Source organism: Sphingomonas sp. NPDC092440, from assembly GCF_044754985.1.
In the GTDB taxonomy this organism is placed as follows: domain Bacteria; phylum Pseudomonadota; class Alphaproteobacteria; order Sphingomonadales; family Sphingomonadaceae; genus Sphingomonas.
In genome coordinates this window covers 1-17,388 of sequence record NZ_JBIVQA010000022.1, presented here as the reverse complement: position 1 = coordinate 17,388, position 17,388 = coordinate 1, and the positions used below count along the sequence as shown (strand labels likewise).

Here is a 17,388-nt window from a genome sequence, read left to right as displayed (position 1 = left end):
TTCAACCTGACATTTTGACCGGAGGCGGCGATGAAAGGCCAGAGGATCGGTTACGTCCGGGTGAGCACATTCGATCAGAATGTCGATCGCCAGTTGGACGGGCAGTCGCTCGACCGGATTTTCACCGACAAGGCATCGGGCAAGGACATCAACCGCCCCGAACTCGATGCCATGCTCGCCTTCGCCCGCGAGGGTGACACCGTCGTGGTCCACAGCATGGATCGATTGGCGCGTAATCTCGACGATCTGCGCAAACTGGTTCAGTCCCTCACCAAAAGAGGCGTCCGGATCGAGTTCGTGAAGGAAAGCCTGGCCTTCTCGGGCGAGGATTCCCCGATGGCCAACCTGATGCTCTCGGTCATGGGTGCGTTCGCCGAATTCGAGCGCGCCCTGATCCGGGAGCGGCAGCGCGAAGGCATTGCGGTCGCCAGACAACGCGGTGCTTATCGCGGGCGGAAACGTTCCCTCTCCGACGAAATGGTCGCCGAGCTGCACCGCCGTGTTGATGACGGCGAGCGCAAGGCCGTCATCGCCCGTGACCTGGGGATCAGTCGCGAAACCCTCTACCAGTATCTCCGCGCTGCCACCTGAGCCGGTTTCACCCAGCCTCGCTCACCCTTAGGCTTGTCTGATTGATACGACCAATGTCACGTCTCTTGAATTGCTTGAATCATATCAATGAGGATTGGAGGTCTCCTTCGTCAAACGAATGGCAAGAACGCGACCGATTGCCGCTGCGGCGACTGGCTGGACGGCGCTTGGCGGAAATGGTGCAACCGAACTAGCATTGATCTCGCAAAGCGCATAGGAGCCATCGCTGATGGCTTCACCAGGGCGAAATAGGAAGTCGGCGTCCCAAAGAAGCGGAAGATCGTGGTCGGCGATCGACAGCAACCTTTGCATCTCTGGAATCCAGCGATCCTCCATCGCTTTCCGTAAGGCTGCGAAGCGCGTCACCTCCGGTCCGAACATGGCGCGGCCCATCGGCTGTGGGGTTGACGACGTTGTATCAATGGCCGTTGGCGTCATCAGCGCAGTGATCAGGTTGTGCCCAAAGCCAACCACTCGGTGCCCGCACACGTAGCAGCGGACCATGCCCTCGGACGACTGCGGCTGATAAGCCTGATCGATCAGCACGCCGCCGTCGTTTAGAAACGGCACCCACCTTTCCAAGCACTCGGCTAGGCTGATGCGCTCCGATTTGCTTCCTTGGCGGGCCTCTTGAACTTTCACCGACGTTTTCAAAGCCGGAGCGTTTCCCGCTTCGTCTAGTTGGACACGCCATACATTCCTGCCGCCGTTGCCGTAGTTCGGCTTCAGCACGCGCGGGCCTGCGGCAAGATGTTCGGGGAAACGAGCGCGAAGGCCTTCAGCGTCCACGTATCGATCGACATCGCTGCCCCATTCCATGGATCGCGTTGTGTAGAGCACTTCCTTGACGCCGATTTTGGCGATCACGTCAGGATGCGCGCTGACGACAACGCCGCACCCCGCGACTTCGCGCAGCATTGGATCGAGCTGCGAGCGGTCGCCTGAAATGTCCAACGGATTCACCCAGACCAGCACTGCGTCGCACGACAGCAGCTCGTCCCGAATCTCGCGAACCGCCTCGTCCCTGTACAGTACAGGCCTTGCGGTCGCCCCGAGCGCCCGCAAGGCCTGCATTATCGGCCACTGCCGGGCTTCATGAAAGCGATGCGTCCACTCGGCTGCTTTCCCACGCCAAAGAAGAGCGATGTTCGGGCCGGATGTCATTGTTGCATCTCCCCATCGGACCTGTCCCCTTTGTGGTCGCGAACTCAGGTGTCGCGCAGCAGTGGGTGTTAAGCCACGGCGGTCGGGTTCAGCCGCCGCCGCGCAAAGCCGCGGCATAGCGCCGGTCGACCACTTCCCAGTCGATGTTGCGGAAGAAGGCGTCGACATATTTGGCGGCGGCGGTGCCGTAATCCATGTGGAAACTGTGCTCGTACATATCGAGCGCGAGCAGCGGCACGCCGGCAATCGCACCGTGCATATGATCCCACGCCCAATGGTTGTGCAGCGAGCGCGTGTGGAGATTGTAGACGAGCACGCACCAGCCCGATCCGCCGGCAAGGCTCATCCCGGTACGGCGGAAGTCGGCTTCCCAGCGGTCGAACGAGCCGAACGCCGCGCCCAGCGCGTCGCGGATGGAACCGGCTGCCTGGCCGTTGCCGCCGAGCCCGTCGAAATAGACCTCATGGAGCACGACCGAGCCGGTGCGGTGCAGCTCCTCGCGCTTCAATCCGCCATAGACCACCGGCGGCAGGTCCGTGTCAGCGAGCGCGGCGGCAAGTCGTGTCTCGATCATATTCAGGGCCTTGACCGAGCCCGCATAATTGTTCTCGTGGTGCGATGTGATCAGCCTTTCGGAGAGGCCGTGAAGCCTGGCGGGATTGAACCTGAGCGGCTTGACCTGATGATTTCCGGCAAAGGCGGGGACAGCCGCCGGCGCTGCGGCCGGCGTCTGCGCAGAGGCTTCGTTGATAGTCATGGCGGCGGCTCCGATGCCAAGAGTTGCGATTGCACTGCGTCGGGAAAGATGGTCGATCGTCACGCGTCACTCCTTCAGATGATCATTACATATGCGGCCCCGAGGACCGAGCAGACGCCGAGCACCGGCAGCATGCCGGCCTTGAACCGGAACATGGCGAGTATCGCACCCACCGCGAGCGCCAGCGCCGGCCAGTTGACGGACGTTAGGACTGGGAGATCGATGGTGCCGGCTGCGAACGGCACTTCGCGGACTTGCTCGAACAGAGTGTGGATACCAAACCAGACCGCCAGATTGAGGATCACGCCGACCACTGCGGCGGTGATCGCCGAAAGCGCGGCCGACAATGCGCGGTTGCCGCGCAGCCGCTCGATGAATGGCGCGCCGGCGAAGATCCACAGGAAGCATGGCAGGAAGGTAACCCAGGTGGTGAGGATTGCGCCGAAGGTCGCGGCGACGAGCGGCGGCAGCCCGGTCGCTTCGCGGAAGGCCGCGAGGAAGCCGACGAACTGCGTCACCATGATCAGCGGCCCGGGCGTGGTCTCGGCCATGCCGAGCCCGTCGAGCATCTCGCCGGGCTGGAGCCAGCCATAGGTCTCGACTGCCTCCTGCGCGACATAGGCGAGCACCGCATAGGCGCCGCCGAAGGTCACCACCGCCATCTGGCTGAAGAAGGTGGCGATGCGGCTGAACACGTCGTCGGGGCCGAACGCGAACAGCAGCGCTGCGACCGGCCCGAGCCAGAGCAGCAGCAGGACGCCGGAGATGCGCAGCGACCAAGAGAGGTTCGGCCGGGCATGGTCGGGAAGGCCCTCGCCAAGAGCGGTGTCGCGGTCGTGGATTATCTCAGCGCCGGCGGGACCATGTCCGCCGCCGCCCTTGAATGCGGCGTAACCAGCGCGGCCACCGAAGAAGCCGATCAGCGCGGCGGCAAGCACGATCAGCGGGAAGGGCACGTCGAGCACGAAGATCGCGACGAACGCCAGCGCGGCAAAACCGCGCATGACGTTGTTCTTCAAGGCACGCGAACCCACCCGGACCACCGCCTGTAGCACCACCGCCAGCACGGCGGCCTTCAATCCGAAGAACAATCCCTCGACCAGCGCCACTTCGCCGAGCAGCACATAGACATAGCTGAGCCCTAAAATCGCGAGGAAGCCGGGCAGCACGAATAGCGCGCCCGCGACCAGGCCGCCCTTGGTCTTATGGAGCAACCAGCCAATATAGACAGCTAGCTGTTGCGCTTCAGGGCCGGGCAGCAGCATGCAATAGTTGAGCGCGTGGAGGAACCGCTCCTCGCCGATCCAGCGCTTCTCCTCGACCAGGATGCGATGCATCACCGCTATCTGGCCCGCCGGTCCGCCGAAGCTGAGCAGCGCGACCCTGATCCAGACGCGCACCGCCTCGCCAAAGCTGATGCCGTGCTCGTGCAGCGTCTCGACTGCGATTTCAGCGCGTGCGCTGGCCTCCATCTTTAGTCCTCTTTTCGCCGGGTGAAGTGAGCATAGAATCCGTCGAGCGCGGTCGATCCGCGCGCGATCCGCTCCTCGTCGTCGTCGGTGCCGGCACAGATGCCGGCGATAAGCGCGCTCACTCCCGGAGTTTCCGGGCGCTCGAACCGAGCATCGGCAATATCAAGGTCGTGAACAATTTCGCCGAGCGCCCGCAGCGCGGGGTCGGTCTCGAGACCGGTGAGGAACACCAAGGTCTCGAAGGAGCAGCGGTCGCCTTCGTGGGTGAACTCAGCGTCCGCCATGTCGAACCTCAGTTCGTCAGGCTCCGGCACATATCCTTTGCCCTCGACGAACTTGAAGCTCGCCTCGGGGTCGATGAAGCGGCGAATGAGCCAGGCGGACGCGATGCGATCGACATGGACATGGCGGCGCGTCACCCAAACGCGGCGCTTTAGCTCCGCCGGGGTCAGCTCGGGCGCACCGGGGCCGCTCACATCGGGATGTTGGTGAGAGCGGCGGTCCGCCTCGGTGATGGCGGCCTGTGCCGCCTGCCGACCATGCGCACCGAAAAAGTCGATCGCGGCGACCTCGTTCAGGCGTTTGCGCAGGCGGCCCACATCCGCCGCCGCGACATACTCGCCCTCACACAGCGCGCGCGCCTCGCGTGCCAACTCCTCATAGTCGGCGTCACGCGCAGCGTCGAACACTCCGCGCAGCTCCGCATCGCCCATGCCGCCGACAAGGCGCGCTTCGAGGATCAGCGCCTCGCCGCCATTTTCGGTGATCTCGCGATGCAGTTCTTCGAACAGCGCGCGCGTGTCCTCGCGATTGGGGAGCGCATGGACGGCGTTCTTGAGCGGCGCGGCCCCGATCGCCTGCAAACGCCGCCAGACCTTCACCCGCAAATAGGCAGGCTTAGCCGGAAGCTGCGGGATCAGGAGCAACCAAGGGGAAGCTTGTGTGTTTGTCATAGTTGTATCGTCACTAGCCTACAAGTGTAAGGGTTGCATCACAAGCCTCATGAGCATAGGACTGCTTATCCCGAAGAAAGAAACCGGAGCGCAATGTCGCGGCTCGCCGGCGGCGCGCTCGCATGACGTGAGGCTTTCCGTGTCGAGTGCGCTGATGAAGGATCAATTATGCTGAAAAAGACCATCGCCTTGGGATTCGCCAGCCTCCTGCTGGCAAGCCCGGCATGGGCAGCGCCGGACTGGTCGGCTGTCGACCGGGCGATAGGACGAGCGGGGGCCGAACAGCCGGGGGGCGTTCACCGCTACAGCTTCCCGCGTTCGGACCTGAGCGTCACGCTGGATGGGGTGACGATCAAGCCCTCCCTCGCGCTCGGCTCTTGGGCGGCGTTTCAGCCGATGGGCGACGAGGCGATGGTGATGGGCGATCTCGTGCTGACCCACGACGAGGTGAACCCCGTTTTGAGCCGCCTGCTCGCAAGCGGTTTTACGATCACCGCGCTCCACAATCACCTGCTCCGCTCTTCGCCTGCGACCATGTACATGCACATTGCCGGCCACGGCGACCCGGTGAAGCTCGCGGCCGCGCTCCGGCAAGCGCTATCAGCCAGTCGGACCCCGCTCGCCGCGCCGCAATCGCCTTCGGCCAGCGCAGCCGCATCGCGGCTCGACCTCGATGTGGCCGCGCTCAACCGGTTGATGGGCGGTGAGGGCAAGACGGCCGGTGGCATCCTCCAATACAGCTTTCCGCGCGCCGAGCGGCTGATGGACGGCGATATGGAGACTCCGCCGACGATGGGCACGGCGACCGCGATCAACTTTCAGCCAACCGGGGACGGCCGAGCCGCCATCACCGGCGATTTCGTACTTGTCGCAAACGAGGTCGATCCGGTCCTGCGCGTGCTGCGGACGAACGGGATCGAGGTCACGGCGCTGCATAATCATATGCTAAACGACGAGCCGCGGCTGTTCTTCATGCACTTCTGGGCCAACGACGACGCAGCCAAGCTCGCCCGTGGGCTGCGCGCGGCGCTCGACAGGATGAACAATCAGAGGAGTTGAACTCGGACGACGGCTCATTGGGCCGTAACCGCCGCCCGCCCGACCCCACGGCCCTTATGCAGGAAGTGGAATGGAACATGGCTAGCAAACGAACTCTCACTGTTGTCGCAGGCGTGGGCGCGGCCGCGCTGGCGATCGCGGGCGTGGCGATCGCGCAAAACCACGAGGCGAACGAAAACCGGATAATCGGCAAGCACAGCGAACGAGACATCCCGCTTGCTCAGGTGCCCGAGGCCGCGATGAACGCGGCACGCGCGCAACTCGCGTCAATAAGCAAAGCGGAGCAAGTCACCCGAAAGGCGGACGGAAGCACGCTCTATGAAATCAAGGGCAAGAACAGCGACGGAAAGACGATCGAACTGTTCGTCACGCCCGAAGGCCAGGTGCTCGGCCGCGAATGATGGATCAGCACGGGGCGCCGGCCGTCGAGGGCCGTGCGCCCCTTCCGAAATGATACTGCGGAATAGGAGACGAAAATGCGGCCAAGGCGATGGATATTGTTATGCGCCGCTTTGGCCGCCCTGCCTGATAGTGCGATCGGCCAAACCGAACCCGCGTCGGCGACGGGCTCGGCGTTGTTCGTAAGCTGTCAAGCGAATGAGCCGCGATGCGGCGCTTACCTCCAAGGCGTGCTCGACATGATGATCGTCGCGCGAAAAGCGGAATGCCGCGCTCCACGCTATGACCGATCGGCGCTGCGCGCGGCATATTTACGCTGGGCGGAGCAGAATAGCTATTTTATGAGTGTTCATATGGTGGCCGGAGCTGAACGCTCGTTAGCGAAGGCTTGGCCATGTCAGTAGCATCGTACCCCGCGGCGTAGCCTGCCCGGCGGCTGCCTTTGAGGGCAGGCGGAGCGTCCGCCTGGCGGTGAATTCCGCCAGCTCAACGATCCCATGTCGCGCCTCAAGCTCGCTAATTAGCCGATGTTCGCATTATGTCTGCCAAATCGTTGTCTGGCGCACAAACCTTGAGGTGACGCCCAACTGGGTCCGGCAGCGGGAACAGCCGATCCCTTCCTGTCGGGACGGGAAAATCATCATGGTTCGGCAGCCGCAGAGGCCCGATGAACAGGAAGTCATTTTGGGGGAATATCAGCCAGAGCAGGAATCGAGTGGAGCCTAATCCTCCATTTTGCTTATCCCCATCGCGACGTTACCTCGCTATCGGTATCTGATTGATGTCCGTCGTCCACGACGGGCTCTTATGGCTGCGCTTGGTATCGAATCCTCGCGCGCCAAAGCCTTGCGCAGCGAGCTGGACCGTGCCGCGCCCATAGCGATCATTGAGGCCATCCATCGCCGCAAGCAGGGCGGGCGCGCGAGGATCGGCGACGGCGAAAAGATCGCCTTGCCCCGCGCCTTCCGGCACCAGCTCCTCCAGCAGCACGCCGCACTTCGTATAGACACCCCCCGGCTGATACATTGCCTCCATCATCTTGCCGGCGAGTCCGGCGATGATGCGCGGATCGTTGCTGGGCGGCGACAAGCGCGTCTGACGGCTCGCAGATGGCGGGTTGGGTCGGTAGCGCGAGCCGTGGGCGAATACGATCAGGCGCGTCGCCATGAGGGCCTGGTGCCGTATCTTCTCGGCCGCGCGCACCGCGCGCCGCACCATTGCCTCGCGCAGCTCGGCGAGATCGGTGACAGGCGCGCCAAACTGGCGCGTGACGGCCGTCGCCTTGCTCGCCTCCGGCTCGGGCTTGAAATCGTCGCACTCGATACCGTTCAGTTCGCGCACGAGGCGTTCCAGAACGACCGTGCCGACATCGCGCGCGACGGCCGGAGGAAGAGCCGCCAGATCGGCCGCTGTGCGGACCCCAAGGGGATGAAGGCGAACGGAAAGCGCTTTTGCGACGCCCCAGACCTCATGGACCGGCCACTCGGCGAAGAGGCGCGCGCGTAGCTCCTTGTCATGGAGATCCACGACACCGCCCCACACCTTTTCCGTGGCCTTGGCGAGCGCGTTCGCGACCTTGGACAAGGCCCGCGTCGGGCCGAGCCCGATGCGGGTGGGAAGCCCTGTGGTGCGGGCGATGGCCTCGCGCAACCTGTGCGCCGCAGCCACGTCACCCAACCCATTCGGCAGGACGGGGAGACGGTAGAAGCTTTCGTCGATCGAGTAGATCTCCACGATGTCGCTATGCTCCGCGATCACCGCGTTGAAGCGACGGTTCATGTCGGCATAGAGTTCGTAGTTGGATGATCGGACCTCGATTCCGTGTCGCTTGATGATGTCGCGGATTTTGAAAAACGGCTCGCCCATCTTGATATGGAGGGCCTTGGCCTCCTCGCTCCGCGCTATCGCGCAGCCGTCGTTGTTGGACAGGACGACGACCGGCACACGGCGCAGCCTGGGATCGAATACCCTTTCAGAGCTGACGTAGAAGTTTGCGATATCGACGATCGCGTAGGTCATCGGCCGCGCCTACCGCTGGTAGTCGCGGACACCGGCGCGCACCACGCCCCATATCTCCGTCTGATCGTCCGCCATCTGTTCCGGGTAGCTCTGGCGGCTGTTGCGTGCCTCCAGATACGGCACGCGGCCTCGATAGACGAGCTGGCGGCAGACGAATCCGCCCGCGACGATCGCAATCACGATGTCCCCGCTTCGCGGGGTCACATCGCGATCGACCACAACCACGTCGCGATCCGCGATGCCGGCATCGACCATGCTGGACCCGTCGATACGGAAGACAAAACTGCCGGCCCGGTTGAGCCTCAGCAGTTCGGCCAGGTTGATGGCGTCCTCTTCCCAATCCTGGGCGGGACTTGGAAAGCCAGCTCCCGCAACGCCGATCGGCCTAAGCCGGAGCCCCGGCGCCATATCGGCGAGCGGGACCGGCTGCGCGGTCGGCAGCATCATGTTCAGAATCCCTGTCTCTTGCTCCCTCATAACGCGCATAGGAACATATTGGGAACACGCCTTGTTGGCGGTTCGTCGCTTTTCCACAATCGCGTCGCTTTCCTTTACCTCCGCAGGCGCGCCACGACCGCTTTCCATTCGGCCTCGCTGCACGGGCCGAAGTCCATCGACGGGGACGTTTCGGTAGGCGTCAGCATGGTCGGGTGACGCCGGCAGACGCTGCAACGCATGTGATCGGCGACTTTGGTCATCGTCGCATCCCAACGATGAATGGCGAACCATCGCCAAAGTTTCGGCCCATCGACAATGCCGACATGGCCGCAATTCCCACACTCCGCTTTCACGTTCATGGATGCTAGGCGGAGATCGTCCAGCCTGTTGAAGTTGGCGACCATTTATCCAAGGCTGATATTGCGCTTCGCCATTTCCAAGGCGGCGATCTCACCGATCGCGCTATCGCCGCCCGAAAATATGTCGGCGAGGTCCAGCAGATCGTCATCGGTGAGCACCGTGATCGAGGTCTCGATTTCAGCGATGCGCTTGAGTGCGCGCGATCCGCGATCGGCGCGCCATTTGGTCCGGTCTTTGGGCATGGCCGCCTTCTAGCAGGCGTCGGATTGATTGTAAGCTAGTCTGCAACCCTGAGCATTGGACCCTGCCCCAATGCAACGCAGATCGCCGCCCATGTTCGCTGAGCTTGAGGATCAATGGCCTGGGCTTGGTCGCGCTGTAAGGCCGCCACCTCACCGGCGCGGGCTCCGAAGCAAGCAGTCATGGACTGCGCGTAGCGAAGAATGATGTCGGAGCGGGATTGAGCGCTGTGCATACTCAAGAGGACGATGCGGCTTCGCTGCTACCCGCGCTTTCATGGAAGAGAGCCGCCACGCCCTCCCCCACAGCGACCCGGTAGCCGAACAGCGCCTCCGCGGCGAAATCGGTCTCCCCATTTCGGAGCCGGTCCGCGATCTCATCCAGATCTTGCAGCATGTCGTTCACCGTTGCAGTCTTGGGCGCCTGCAGCTCGATCACGATCCGCTTGAGGGGGTAATTGGAAAGATCGCGATCGTCGATCGGACGATGCAGGCTTGGCATGTGCTTTCCTCTCAATTCCGAGAGCGTTTCCGCATCTCTAGGCGGGCGGCTTCCTGCTGCAAACCACGGCGCTTCCAATAGGCCGGCACGCCGATCGCGATGCCGAAGGCAAGGACGAGAAATGGGAAAGAGGCCGCGAGCCGCACCATCGGCAAAATCGCATCATGCGGAAGGCCCACCCCCCGATAGATTGGTCCCGCTGCCAATGCCGCTATAATGGCGCCAGGCATTGCCATAACAGTACGCGACCACGCCTGAGATACGCGGCTGTCCAAGGCGTTGAAACGGACGCGGAGCTGGAGCTGGTGCGCGGCGCTGAACGGATTCTCGCAGACAAGGAACCCGCCGAGTACGAAGTGGTCGATGATTCTGACTGCTTTGGTCTTGTCCGCCCTCACCATAGGATATTGCTCCAAACCATGCCGTCCGCACCATACCCTAGATAGTCTATGCTCATTGTGGCTTCTTTCAATCCGAAGAGCCGAGCGTCTCCCGGATGGCCCTCCCTCAAGGTGGCAAAGACGGCTGCTTGCAAGGGCGACATGATGTCAACAAAACGGTGGTTTAGTTGACTGACAACCACGAACCCTGCGCTAAAAAGAATCTCCAGCATTTTCAGGGATTGTGCAGCGCACAAAAACTGGCGAATTTGCGGCTGTCAACTAAATACAAAAAATTGCACATTTGGTTGACAGCGATTCCGACGCCGATCAGAACAAAGCGAGTATATCACAAAGGGCCGATTATGAAACTCGGATATGCCCGTGTCAGCACTGGCGAACAGAACCTAGCCCTACAGATCGACGCGCTCCGCGCGGCGGGTGCGGAGGCCATCTTTGAGGACAAGGGCATCAGCGGGTCGATGGTCCTTAAACCCGCATACGGAGATATGTTGCGCCAGGTGCGTGCCGGTGACGAGATCATGGTGTGGCGACTGGACCGCCTTGGTCGGTCCCTCCCCGCTCTGATTGGTGAGCTGGAATTGCTTGCGGGGCTGGACGTAGGGTTTCGATCGCTCACAGAGCAGATCGAGACGGTGACGCCGGCAGGGCGTCTCTTCTTCCATATGGTTGGTGCCTTCGCTCAGTTCGAGCGGGACGTGATCCGGGAGCGCACGAATGCCGGCCTCCAGTCGGCGCGCCGCGCAGGCAAGAAACTCGGCCGTCCCGCATTGATCGGCGACGAGCAATGGACGCAGGCCAAGACCTTGATGGCCGAGCCGACGAACATGGGCGCAGCGGCTGTCGCGAAGCTGTTGGGCGTAAGCCGTCAGGCCATCTATAAACGGCTCGACAAGGACAAGGCCGCACAGGGAGGCGAGCTGGCAGCCCTCCCCTCCCCTCCCCGTCAGACCGAGAGGGCCAAGAAAGCGGCGTGATGGTCGTCATCTAATCCACCCAATCGACGGGTCTGCCTGTCTGCGTGGCGATCGAGTTCCAGCGCCGAGCTTCCTTCACGGCGTTGCTGTCTGACGCACCTGGGCGTCTATCCCTGCCTAATGCGGGTTCGGTCTGCGCCCCAAGCAGAAAACCGGCGCTGCGCGCCTACGGTTTCCGCAAGCGGACCCTCCGTTTTTCAGCTTGCCCGCGTCAGGGGTGCCGCCCCGGAAAAGTGCGTCAGCAACGACGTATGAAGGAATGGCATTATGAGGAACATCGCTGAATTTCGCATCATCGGTCGCGTCGGTCGCATCGAGGTTCTGGACAAGGTGGCTTATATCAACGTCGCCGCTAACTATGGCCGCAAGGTCAATGGTGAGTGGCAGGACGATACCCACTGGAACCGCGTCACCGTCTTCGGCAAGGGCATCGAGCGCGTTCAGAAGATGGGCTCCGGCGACTTGGTACACATCACGGGCCGGGTCCGTCAGACGCAGTATGATCGTCAGGGCGAGACGGTCTATGGCGTGGACCTGATCGCCGACGCCTTCGCCACCCTCGCCTATAACGGCAAGCCTGCCGAGGATGACGGCGAGGATTAAGGTCGATGCGGGGCGGCAGAGCCCGCCCCGCTCGATTGCTAAAAGGATTTCCATTTAGCAATCGAAAGGCAATCGCAAGGCGTGCGAGTGGCTTGCGCTATCCAATGTAAATCGCAAGGCTGGCGAAAGGCAATGGACATGCCTTGTGACAGGCTTTAGATTGCCGTTCGCAATCACTGTCGAAATCCAATGGCTTTCGATTGGATCGCTTTAGGATTGATCGATTAGTGAAGGGTCGAAGATGGCGGTTATCTCGATAGGCAATCCGAAGGGCGGTGCCGGCAAGACGACGCTCGCGCTTGTCCTTGCTGACACGCTCGCGACAAACGGGGCGCGCGTCACCGTTATTGACGCTGATCCCAACGCCATCATCGAAAAGTGGGCACAGAAGCGGGAGAGGGCGGGGAGGGATTTGCCCTATCGCGTGATCCCAAGGCCGACCCAGGCGGAAATGATTAGCACCATCGACCGCGTTTCGAACGAAGACGAGTTCGTCATCGTGGACCTTGAGGGATCAGCTTCGCAGATGACCTCGCGGGCGCTGGCGCGGTCGCACATGGTCCTCGTGCCGTTCAATCTTTCTCCGATCGATGCGGAGCTGGCGGCGCAAGCCGTCAGGGCGATCAAAGAGGAGGAGGAAGCGCTGCGAAGGAGCATCCCGTTCCGCCTTGTCAGGAGCCGAACGAACGCAGCCATCGCGACCAAAACGGCCAAGCGGATCGTCGATGCTATCAACGCGGCCGAGCTGCCATTACTCGATACGTCGCTCGTTGAGCGCGCAGCCTATCGCGACATTTTCGAGTTCGGGTTGCTGCTATCCGAGCTGGATAAGGGCTCCGGGCAACAGGTCGAGAACGCGATCAAGAACGCTGGCGAGTTGGCGCAATCCGTCGTGGCTGCGCTGCGAGAGGAGTATCCCGCATGACCGACTTCGGTTTCAGCAAGAGCGGCGAGAAACCAAAGGAGGAGGGTGCCGCACCCGCCAAACTGGACCTTGGCGGGATGCCCAAGGGGCCGATCGTCAACGACCCTATGAGGGAACGCGAGGCGATGGACCGAGCCGAGCGGGTGGGATTTACGGATCGCGGTCAGGGCAGGGGTGTGCTTCGCCGGAAGCGCGTCGCCCAGCCTACGGCGACGGTCTATGTGAAGGGACCGGAGGAGCTGATCGAGTGGTTTATCGCCTACACCGAGGAGAAAGGCCACCAAGCCTATTGGAAGTCGATCGAGGACTTCCGGGCCATCGTGGAGGGGAATAGGCGGGGCGAACGGTGACGGCTGCGATCGTCGGACAAAGAGACCATCGCAACCGGATATGATGCCCGCGAAACCTCGGGTCATGTCGTCCTGTCGGATTCCATCGGTGTGACTTCGGTGATGTCGCCCGCAGTCAGGAGGTCGGATAGCTTCACGTCCGATCGGAGCGGACGTGCGACGCCAAAAGGCACCGGGTCAGTGAGCATTGCGGGCAGATCGCCAAGATGATCGGCGAAGGAGAGGGGTTTCGGCTTGCGTCGATTCTTCATCCGCGAATGTTCCTTCCGATGGATCTTAGGCCGCAGTCAATGATGCCAGATGAGCGGCTACGGCCTTAGCGCCATGCTGCGAGATTGCCGTTGCAATGGCTTTTGCCTCCGCCTTTTCCATGGCTGCGATCTTGATCTTGTCGAGGGCAGAAATGAGAGTGGGCCTGCCAGCATCCCGAGCCGCAGCCTCAGCGGCCTTCTCCTGCGCATCTAGTTCGGCCAACTCGGCTTGGAGCTTTTCACGACGCTCCTTGATGCTGGCAAGATCGGGCTTGGAAGATGTGCGAGCCATGAGGTTACTCCGATTGCGATGGCAGGATTTGACGGCCGGATCATGCCGAATGAGGGTTGAGAAAGCCAGATGTGTGTTATGCTCTCGGTCGCAAAAAACTAAACGAATGACGCGCGCCAAAGGCGCACAGCTTGATTGATGAAGCCTCGCCGTGGGCCGAGGTGGCGAGGGGAGGGAAGGGCGCCGAAAACAGGCACCTCCTCCTCCACGTCTTTATCGGTTTGGGCTTGAGAAATGGAGGTTCGAGGGGTAGGTAGAAGCAAGGTTTAGGTATGGCAGGATATGCCACATGGCACCAATGTAATACATTGGCTGATGTGGTGCCGCTGCACGGGGCTGTAGGGATGATGGTAAGTCTGCGTTTGAAGGAAGAGCTGATCGCCGAGATCGACCGCATCGCTTCCGCAAATGGGCAAACCCGCAGTGCGTGGATCGCGAACGTCCTTTCGCGGGCAGCGCTTTCTCCCGAGAACGATGATCTTCCAATCGGCGTAGAGGAGGGACGGGGACATCCTGACGATCAGGTTCGCGTGACGGTGCGCCTCCATCGCAGCGAGATCGAGGCAATTGACAGGATTGGTACGCCGCTACGTCTCACCCGCAATGAATGGATCAAGCGAGCGCTACGATGGCAGCTTTGGGACAAAGCTGGGATGCTTCGTCTCGCGCCGGTTACACAGACAGAGATCGGTAAGGTACGTAAGCAGGTGCTGGCGATAGGCCGAAACATCAACCAAGCCGTCCATGCGATGAACGCGGCCAATCAGCCGGAGAGCACGCTTAACCTGGCCCGGATCGCCGAACCGTTCCTGGAAACCTGCGCGGACCTGAAGGCCCTTCTGTTCGCAACGCGGCGAGAGCTGTCCTCATATGTTGGGGGCGAAGTGGGCTATTGGACCGGGGCATTTAAGGATGCCGGGAAGTGAGTTTCCGGCTCTCCCCCGGCACGCTCGATTCCATGGCGGGCGTCTATGCGCCTCCCAAGAAGTATCGGATGGGATCAGGTGGCGGAAAGGGCAAGAGTGCGAAGTCGGGTGACGCGATACTTGTCTTTGCGCTCGCCGCTATGGTTCCGAAATCGTCGCATTCGGGGACGGCGTTCCGTCCCAGCTCGCAGACGAAACACGCCTTTGGAACAGGCTCACATGCGGGCGTCAGCGGGCGTGCAATCGCGGCGATGGATCGCACCGCGCGACGATCGCCAGAGGTGATGGTCCGTATCACGGGACGTCAACATGGCGGTGGGCACGTCCTCGCAAACTTTTCTTATATCAGCCGCCTTGGGCATGGAGCGGAGAAGCAAGTGCCGCTCTATACGAGTGATGGCGACATTCTCCACGACGGGAAGGACATGCAAATTCTTGCCCAGGATTGGCAGGAATGGGAGATGGGAGATGATGCGCGTCGCAAGGGCGCTACGTCCATTTCCATGATCCTTTCCATGCCTGCGGGCACCGATCCCGAGCGGTTGAGAGAGGCGGCGCTGGACTTCGCACGCGAAGAGTTTGCGAACCGATCATGGGTGGCGTCGCTCCATGTCGATCGCGACCATCCCCACGTTCACCTCACTTTCGCGCGCCGCGATCATGATGGCCGCCGTTTCCATCCGAGCCGCGATGACCTCTTTCGCTATCGGCAGCGGTTTGCGGCGAAGCTGCGAGATCGAGGTATTGAGGCGAACGCCACTCCTGCGAGAGCGCGGGGCATCGACCCGAAGCATGAGCCGATCGCGGCGAAGAAAGTGCGGGAGAAGGGGCAGGTTCCGCGCGTGGACAAAAGCCGTGCCGAACGCGCGCGGAGCTTCCGCGACCGAGGCATTCCCGATCCGGTGAACGCTGTCCTTGCCAATCAGCGGGCGACGGTGTTGACGGCCTATGAGCGGTCGATTGCGGAGCTGTCATCGTCCCCCTCGCTCGCCGATCAGGCGATCGCCAAGAGCCTTGAGAAATTCGTCGCTTCCATGCCGGCGCCGGAACCCAATTCGGTGCGGGCGGATCGATTGGCGAGGGGCGAGCGCGATGCTCCATCTCAGCCTGGTCGCGACGGAGGTGTGACCCCGGCGCTAGATCCGGTTGCCGCTGCGCTCGCGCGGGCGAAGGCGATGCGCGAGCAGATCGAGGCGGGCAAGAGCGACTTGTCGGCGCGCGAGCAGCCGCAGAGCGGCGCAAATGCCGAGCGTCCTTCTGGTGTATCGGATCGTCTGCGCTCGCTGATGGACGAGGCCAGTCGGTCGGCTCCGGCGCCGGAGCCTGGCAAGGCGGATGACATCATGCGACAGACCCAGGAGCGGGATCGAGAGCAACGCGAGCGCGATCGGGCACGCGATAAGGATGGACCACGGCGATGACCACGGAAGGCAACGACGTCATCATGGCGGCTGTGCTGGACGCCCTTACGATGGTGCAGGGCCAGCTCGACACGATCGCGAAGAGCAACGCGCGGATTGAGGCGACGCACAAGGACATTCTCCATCGGCTCGACACGATCGACGCCGGTCAGGCGGGCGTTACGGACTTGGTGCCGGTGTTGGAGACGATCCTTGGGCGGTTGATCGAGGACCGCGACGTGAACCGCGCGGGCTTTGCGAAGACGGCCGAGGTTGCCGCGTTCGCCTATGCCGCAGCTATGGGCAACCGGATGCCTCTGCCCGTCGAGGTGGCGGATGATCCGTTGCTCGAACGCTTCATGCTCCTTCAACCCCCCGATCATGTCGCAGAGGGCCGCGCCCTGGTGGAATGGCGGCGCACGATCAAGAGCGCCGGCACGGCCGAGCTGGTCGATGTCTTGAGCCGCCAATATGAACCATCGCCCACCGACACGCCCGAGGCGCGGGTGCTGCGCTATCAGCTCGCGGCACTCACCCGCGCGGAGATCGATGGCCGCGGCGATGCGTTGCCGGCGTTGCCGCACGGCACGGTAGCGCAAGATCGGTCCTCGCAAGCGCGCAAGGCGCGTTCGGAGGATCTAGCGCGGGTGTGGCGCGCTGGCCCAAGCGTCGCACTGTTCGCGGAGGCCGAGCTTGCCCCGACGCTGGACCTTTTCGCCAAGGCAGAGCGCGAGCGCGAAGGGACGATCGGCGAGGCGCAGCTTTCGGCCGAGCTGGCGGCGCTGCATGGCGAGTTGGGCGATCGGATCGAGGCGGGCGAGCGCCCGTCGCTTCCAAGAGGGCGGGAGACGAACGCCGGCGAGCGGTCGAGCGCGATCGAGGCCGATAACAGCAGGCGGCGCTAGGGGCCTCCTCGCGGTTGTCAGCTTGAGTGGTCGAGCTTCGGCTACGGCACACGATCTTCGCACGAGCCTGGCTCAAGACCTGATCCTACACGTACCATGTTGGTCAGAAATTCGGCAAAATGCCGGCCTTCGTCCAAGTCGATCCACAGGGGTTGGAAGGGGCCTTCAATCCTATCTAGCCACTCTCGCAGCTTTGCTCGGTTGTCGGCAGCGTTCTCACGTTCGACAAGCGCGCTCGCTATCGCGGCTGCCTGCATGGAATAGCCGACATTGGGCAGGCCGGCAGGAAAACTCGTAACACCCATTATTGTCCCTTTCTGGAATAGAGCCGAAGGCGATGGCTCACATCGACTTCTGGCCCTCGCCGAGAGCGGGGGGTGAATGGGCAAATGGGGCCGATCGGGG

Annotated in this window: 23 protein-coding genes; 11 read left to right on the top strand and 12 right to left on the bottom strand. The window is 62.3% G+C overall.

Features of this window, described 5'->3' with window-relative positions:
- Positions 1–30: 30 nt before the first annotated feature.
- Complete coding sequence (locus tag ACIQCS_RS22930) at positions 31–591, top strand: recombinase family protein (protein ID WP_017184234.1); 561 nt, start codon at positions 31–33, stop codon at positions 589–591.
- An 84-nt stretch (positions 592–675) separates the two neighbouring features.
- On the opposite strand, the gene ACIQCS_RS22925 is transcribed toward ACIQCS_RS22930, so the two are convergent.
- The 4 genes from ACIQCS_RS22925 to ACIQCS_RS22910 all read right to left on the bottom strand — a co-directional run bounded on the left by ACIQCS_RS22925 (position 676) and on the right by ACIQCS_RS22910 (position 4,910).
- The gene (locus tag ACIQCS_RS22925) at positions 676–1,755 is read right to left on the bottom strand and encodes a Cj0069 family protein (RefSeq protein ID WP_401531877.1); all 1,080 of its coding nucleotides are present in this window, start codon (positions 1,753–1,755) and stop codon (positions 676–678) included.
- Positions 1,756–1,843: 88 nt separating this feature from the next.
- Positions 1,844–2,512 carry a superoxide dismutase gene (locus ACIQCS_RS22920; RefSeq protein WP_017184236.1) on the bottom strand — a complete coding sequence of 223 codons (669 nt, stop codon included), beginning with the start codon at positions 2,510–2,512 and terminating at the stop codon, positions 1,844–1,846.
- 74 nt (positions 2,513–2,586) lie between these two features.
- Positions 2,587–3,984 (bottom strand): chromate efflux transporter, encoded by a 1,398-nt coding sequence (gene chrA, locus ACIQCS_RS22915; RefSeq protein WP_008603799.1) that lies wholly within the window; start codon positions 3,982–3,984, stop codon positions 2,587–2,589.
- 2 nt (positions 3,985–3,986) lie between these two features.
- Complete coding sequence (locus ACIQCS_RS22910; RefSeq protein WP_008603798.1) at positions 3,987–4,910, bottom strand: chromate resistance protein ChrB domain-containing protein; 924 nt, start codon at positions 4,908–4,910, stop codon at positions 3,987–3,989.
- Positions 4,911–5,105: 195 nt separating this feature from the next.
- On the opposite strand from ACIQCS_RS22910, the gene ACIQCS_RS22905 reads away from it, so the two are divergent.
- The 3 genes from ACIQCS_RS22905 to ACIQCS_RS22895 all read left to right on the top strand — a co-directional run bounded on the left by ACIQCS_RS22905 (position 5,106) and on the right by ACIQCS_RS22895 (position 6,799).
- Complete coding sequence (locus ACIQCS_RS22905; RefSeq protein WP_008603797.1) at positions 5,106–5,996, top strand: DUF1259 domain-containing protein; 891 nt, start codon at positions 5,106–5,108, stop codon at positions 5,994–5,996.
- Between the two features lie 77 nt (positions 5,997–6,073).
- On the top strand, positions 6,074–6,397 hold the full coding sequence (locus ACIQCS_RS22900) for a PepSY domain-containing protein (protein WP_202408384.1): 324 nt from the start codon (positions 6,074–6,076) through the stop codon (positions 6,395–6,397).
- A 75-nt stretch (positions 6,398–6,472) separates the two neighbouring features.
- The gene (locus ACIQCS_RS22895) at positions 6,473–6,799 is read left to right on the top strand and encodes a Rap1a/Tai family immunity protein (RefSeq protein WP_223178489.1); all 327 of its coding nucleotides are present in this window, start codon (positions 6,473–6,475) and stop codon (positions 6,797–6,799) included.
- Positions 6,800–7,151: 352 nt separating this feature from the next.
- On the opposite strand, the gene ACIQCS_RS22890 is transcribed toward ACIQCS_RS22895, so the two are convergent.
- The 5 genes from ACIQCS_RS22890 to ACIQCS_RS22870 all read right to left on the bottom strand — a co-directional run bounded on the left by ACIQCS_RS22890 (position 7,152) and on the right by ACIQCS_RS22870 (position 10,354).
- A complete protein-coding gene (locus ACIQCS_RS22890) occupies positions 7,152–8,414 on the bottom strand; it encodes a Y-family DNA polymerase (protein ID WP_017980891.1) in 1,263 nt (420 codons plus the stop codon).
- Between the two features lie 9 nt (positions 8,415–8,423).
- The gene (locus ACIQCS_RS22885) at positions 8,424–8,861 is read right to left on the bottom strand and encodes a LexA family transcriptional regulator (protein WP_017980892.1); all 438 of its coding nucleotides are present in this window, start codon (positions 8,859–8,861) and stop codon (positions 8,424–8,426) included.
- 395 nt (positions 8,862–9,256) lie between these two features.
- Positions 9,257–9,454 carry a hypothetical protein gene (locus ACIQCS_RS22880; protein WP_017980894.1) on the bottom strand — a complete coding sequence of 66 codons (198 nt, stop codon included), beginning with the start codon at positions 9,452–9,454 and terminating at the stop codon, positions 9,257–9,259.
- 235 nt (positions 9,455–9,689) lie between these two features.
- On the bottom strand, positions 9,690–9,953 hold the full coding sequence (locus ACIQCS_RS22875) for a hypothetical protein (RefSeq protein WP_017980895.1): 264 nt from the start codon (positions 9,951–9,953) through the stop codon (positions 9,690–9,692).
- Between the two features lie 11 nt (positions 9,954–9,964).
- A complete protein-coding gene (locus tag ACIQCS_RS22870) occupies positions 9,965–10,354 on the bottom strand; it encodes a hypothetical protein (RefSeq protein WP_017980896.1) in 390 nt (129 codons plus the stop codon).
- A 344-nt stretch (positions 10,355–10,698) separates the two neighbouring features.
- Between ACIQCS_RS22870 and ACIQCS_RS22865 the strand changes: the two genes are divergently transcribed.
- The 4 genes from ACIQCS_RS22865 (at position 10,699) to ACIQCS_RS22850 (ending at position 13,209) form a co-directional block, all read left to right on the top strand.
- Positions 10,699–11,331 carry a recombinase family protein gene (locus tag ACIQCS_RS22865; RefSeq protein ID WP_017980898.1) on the top strand — a complete coding sequence of 211 codons (633 nt, stop codon included), beginning with the start codon at positions 10,699–10,701 and terminating at the stop codon, positions 11,329–11,331.
- Positions 11,332–11,598: 267 nt separating this feature from the next.
- Positions 11,599–11,934: a single-stranded DNA-binding protein gene (locus ACIQCS_RS22860; RefSeq protein ID WP_017980899.1), complete on the top strand. Its 336-nt coding sequence runs from the start codon at positions 11,599–11,601 to the stop codon at positions 11,932–11,934.
- A 241-nt stretch (positions 11,935–12,175) separates the two neighbouring features.
- A complete protein-coding gene (locus ACIQCS_RS22855; RefSeq protein WP_017980900.1) occupies positions 12,176–12,859 on the top strand; it encodes a ParA family protein in 684 nt (227 codons plus the stop codon).
- Positions 12,856–13,209 (top strand): hypothetical protein, encoded by a 354-nt coding sequence (locus tag ACIQCS_RS22850; protein ID WP_017980901.1) that lies wholly within the window; start codon positions 12,856–12,858, stop codon positions 13,207–13,209. Before ACIQCS_RS22855 ends, ACIQCS_RS22850 begins: the two co-directional genes overlap by 4 nt.
- A gap of 62 nt (positions 13,210–13,271) precedes the next feature.
- Here ACIQCS_RS22850 and ACIQCS_RS22845 read toward each other — a convergent pair whose 3' ends face one another.
- Both ACIQCS_RS22845 and ACIQCS_RS22840 read right to left on the bottom strand, forming a co-directional pair.
- Positions 13,272–13,460 (bottom strand): hypothetical protein, encoded by a 189-nt coding sequence (locus tag ACIQCS_RS22845; protein ID WP_017980902.1) that lies wholly within the window; start codon positions 13,458–13,460, stop codon positions 13,272–13,274.
- A gap of 25 nt (positions 13,461–13,485) precedes the next feature.
- Positions 13,486–13,752: a hypothetical protein gene (locus tag ACIQCS_RS22840; RefSeq protein ID WP_017980903.1), complete on the bottom strand. Its 267-nt coding sequence runs from the start codon at positions 13,750–13,752 to the stop codon at positions 13,486–13,488.
- Positions 13,753–14,024: 272 nt separating this feature from the next.
- On the opposite strand from ACIQCS_RS22840, the gene ACIQCS_RS22835 reads away from it, so the two are divergent.
- The 3 genes from ACIQCS_RS22835 to ACIQCS_RS22825 are packed head-to-tail and all read left to right on the top strand — an operon-like array spanning position 14,025 to position 16,983.
- Positions 14,025–14,678 (top strand): ribbon-helix-helix domain-containing protein, encoded by a 654-nt coding sequence (locus ACIQCS_RS22835; protein ID WP_231292106.1) that lies wholly within the window; start codon positions 14,025–14,027, stop codon positions 14,676–14,678.
- The gene (locus tag ACIQCS_RS22830) at positions 14,675–16,099 is read left to right on the top strand and encodes a relaxase/mobilization nuclease domain-containing protein (RefSeq protein WP_029721116.1); all 1,425 of its coding nucleotides are present in this window, start codon (positions 14,675–14,677) and stop codon (positions 16,097–16,099) included. Before ACIQCS_RS22835 ends, ACIQCS_RS22830 begins: the two co-directional genes overlap by 4 nt.
- The gene (locus ACIQCS_RS22825; RefSeq protein ID WP_017980906.1) at positions 16,096–16,983 is read left to right on the top strand and encodes a hypothetical protein; all 888 of its coding nucleotides are present in this window, start codon (positions 16,096–16,098) and stop codon (positions 16,981–16,983) included. Before ACIQCS_RS22830 ends, ACIQCS_RS22825 begins: the two co-directional genes overlap by 4 nt.
- Before the next feature lie 41 nt (positions 16,984–17,024).
- Here ACIQCS_RS22825 and ACIQCS_RS22820 read toward each other — a convergent pair whose 3' ends face one another.
- Positions 17,025–17,288: a hypothetical protein gene (locus ACIQCS_RS22820; protein ID WP_062069418.1), complete on the bottom strand. Its 264-nt coding sequence runs from the start codon at positions 17,286–17,288 to the stop codon at positions 17,025–17,027.
- Positions 17,289–17,388: the final 100 nt, after the last annotated feature.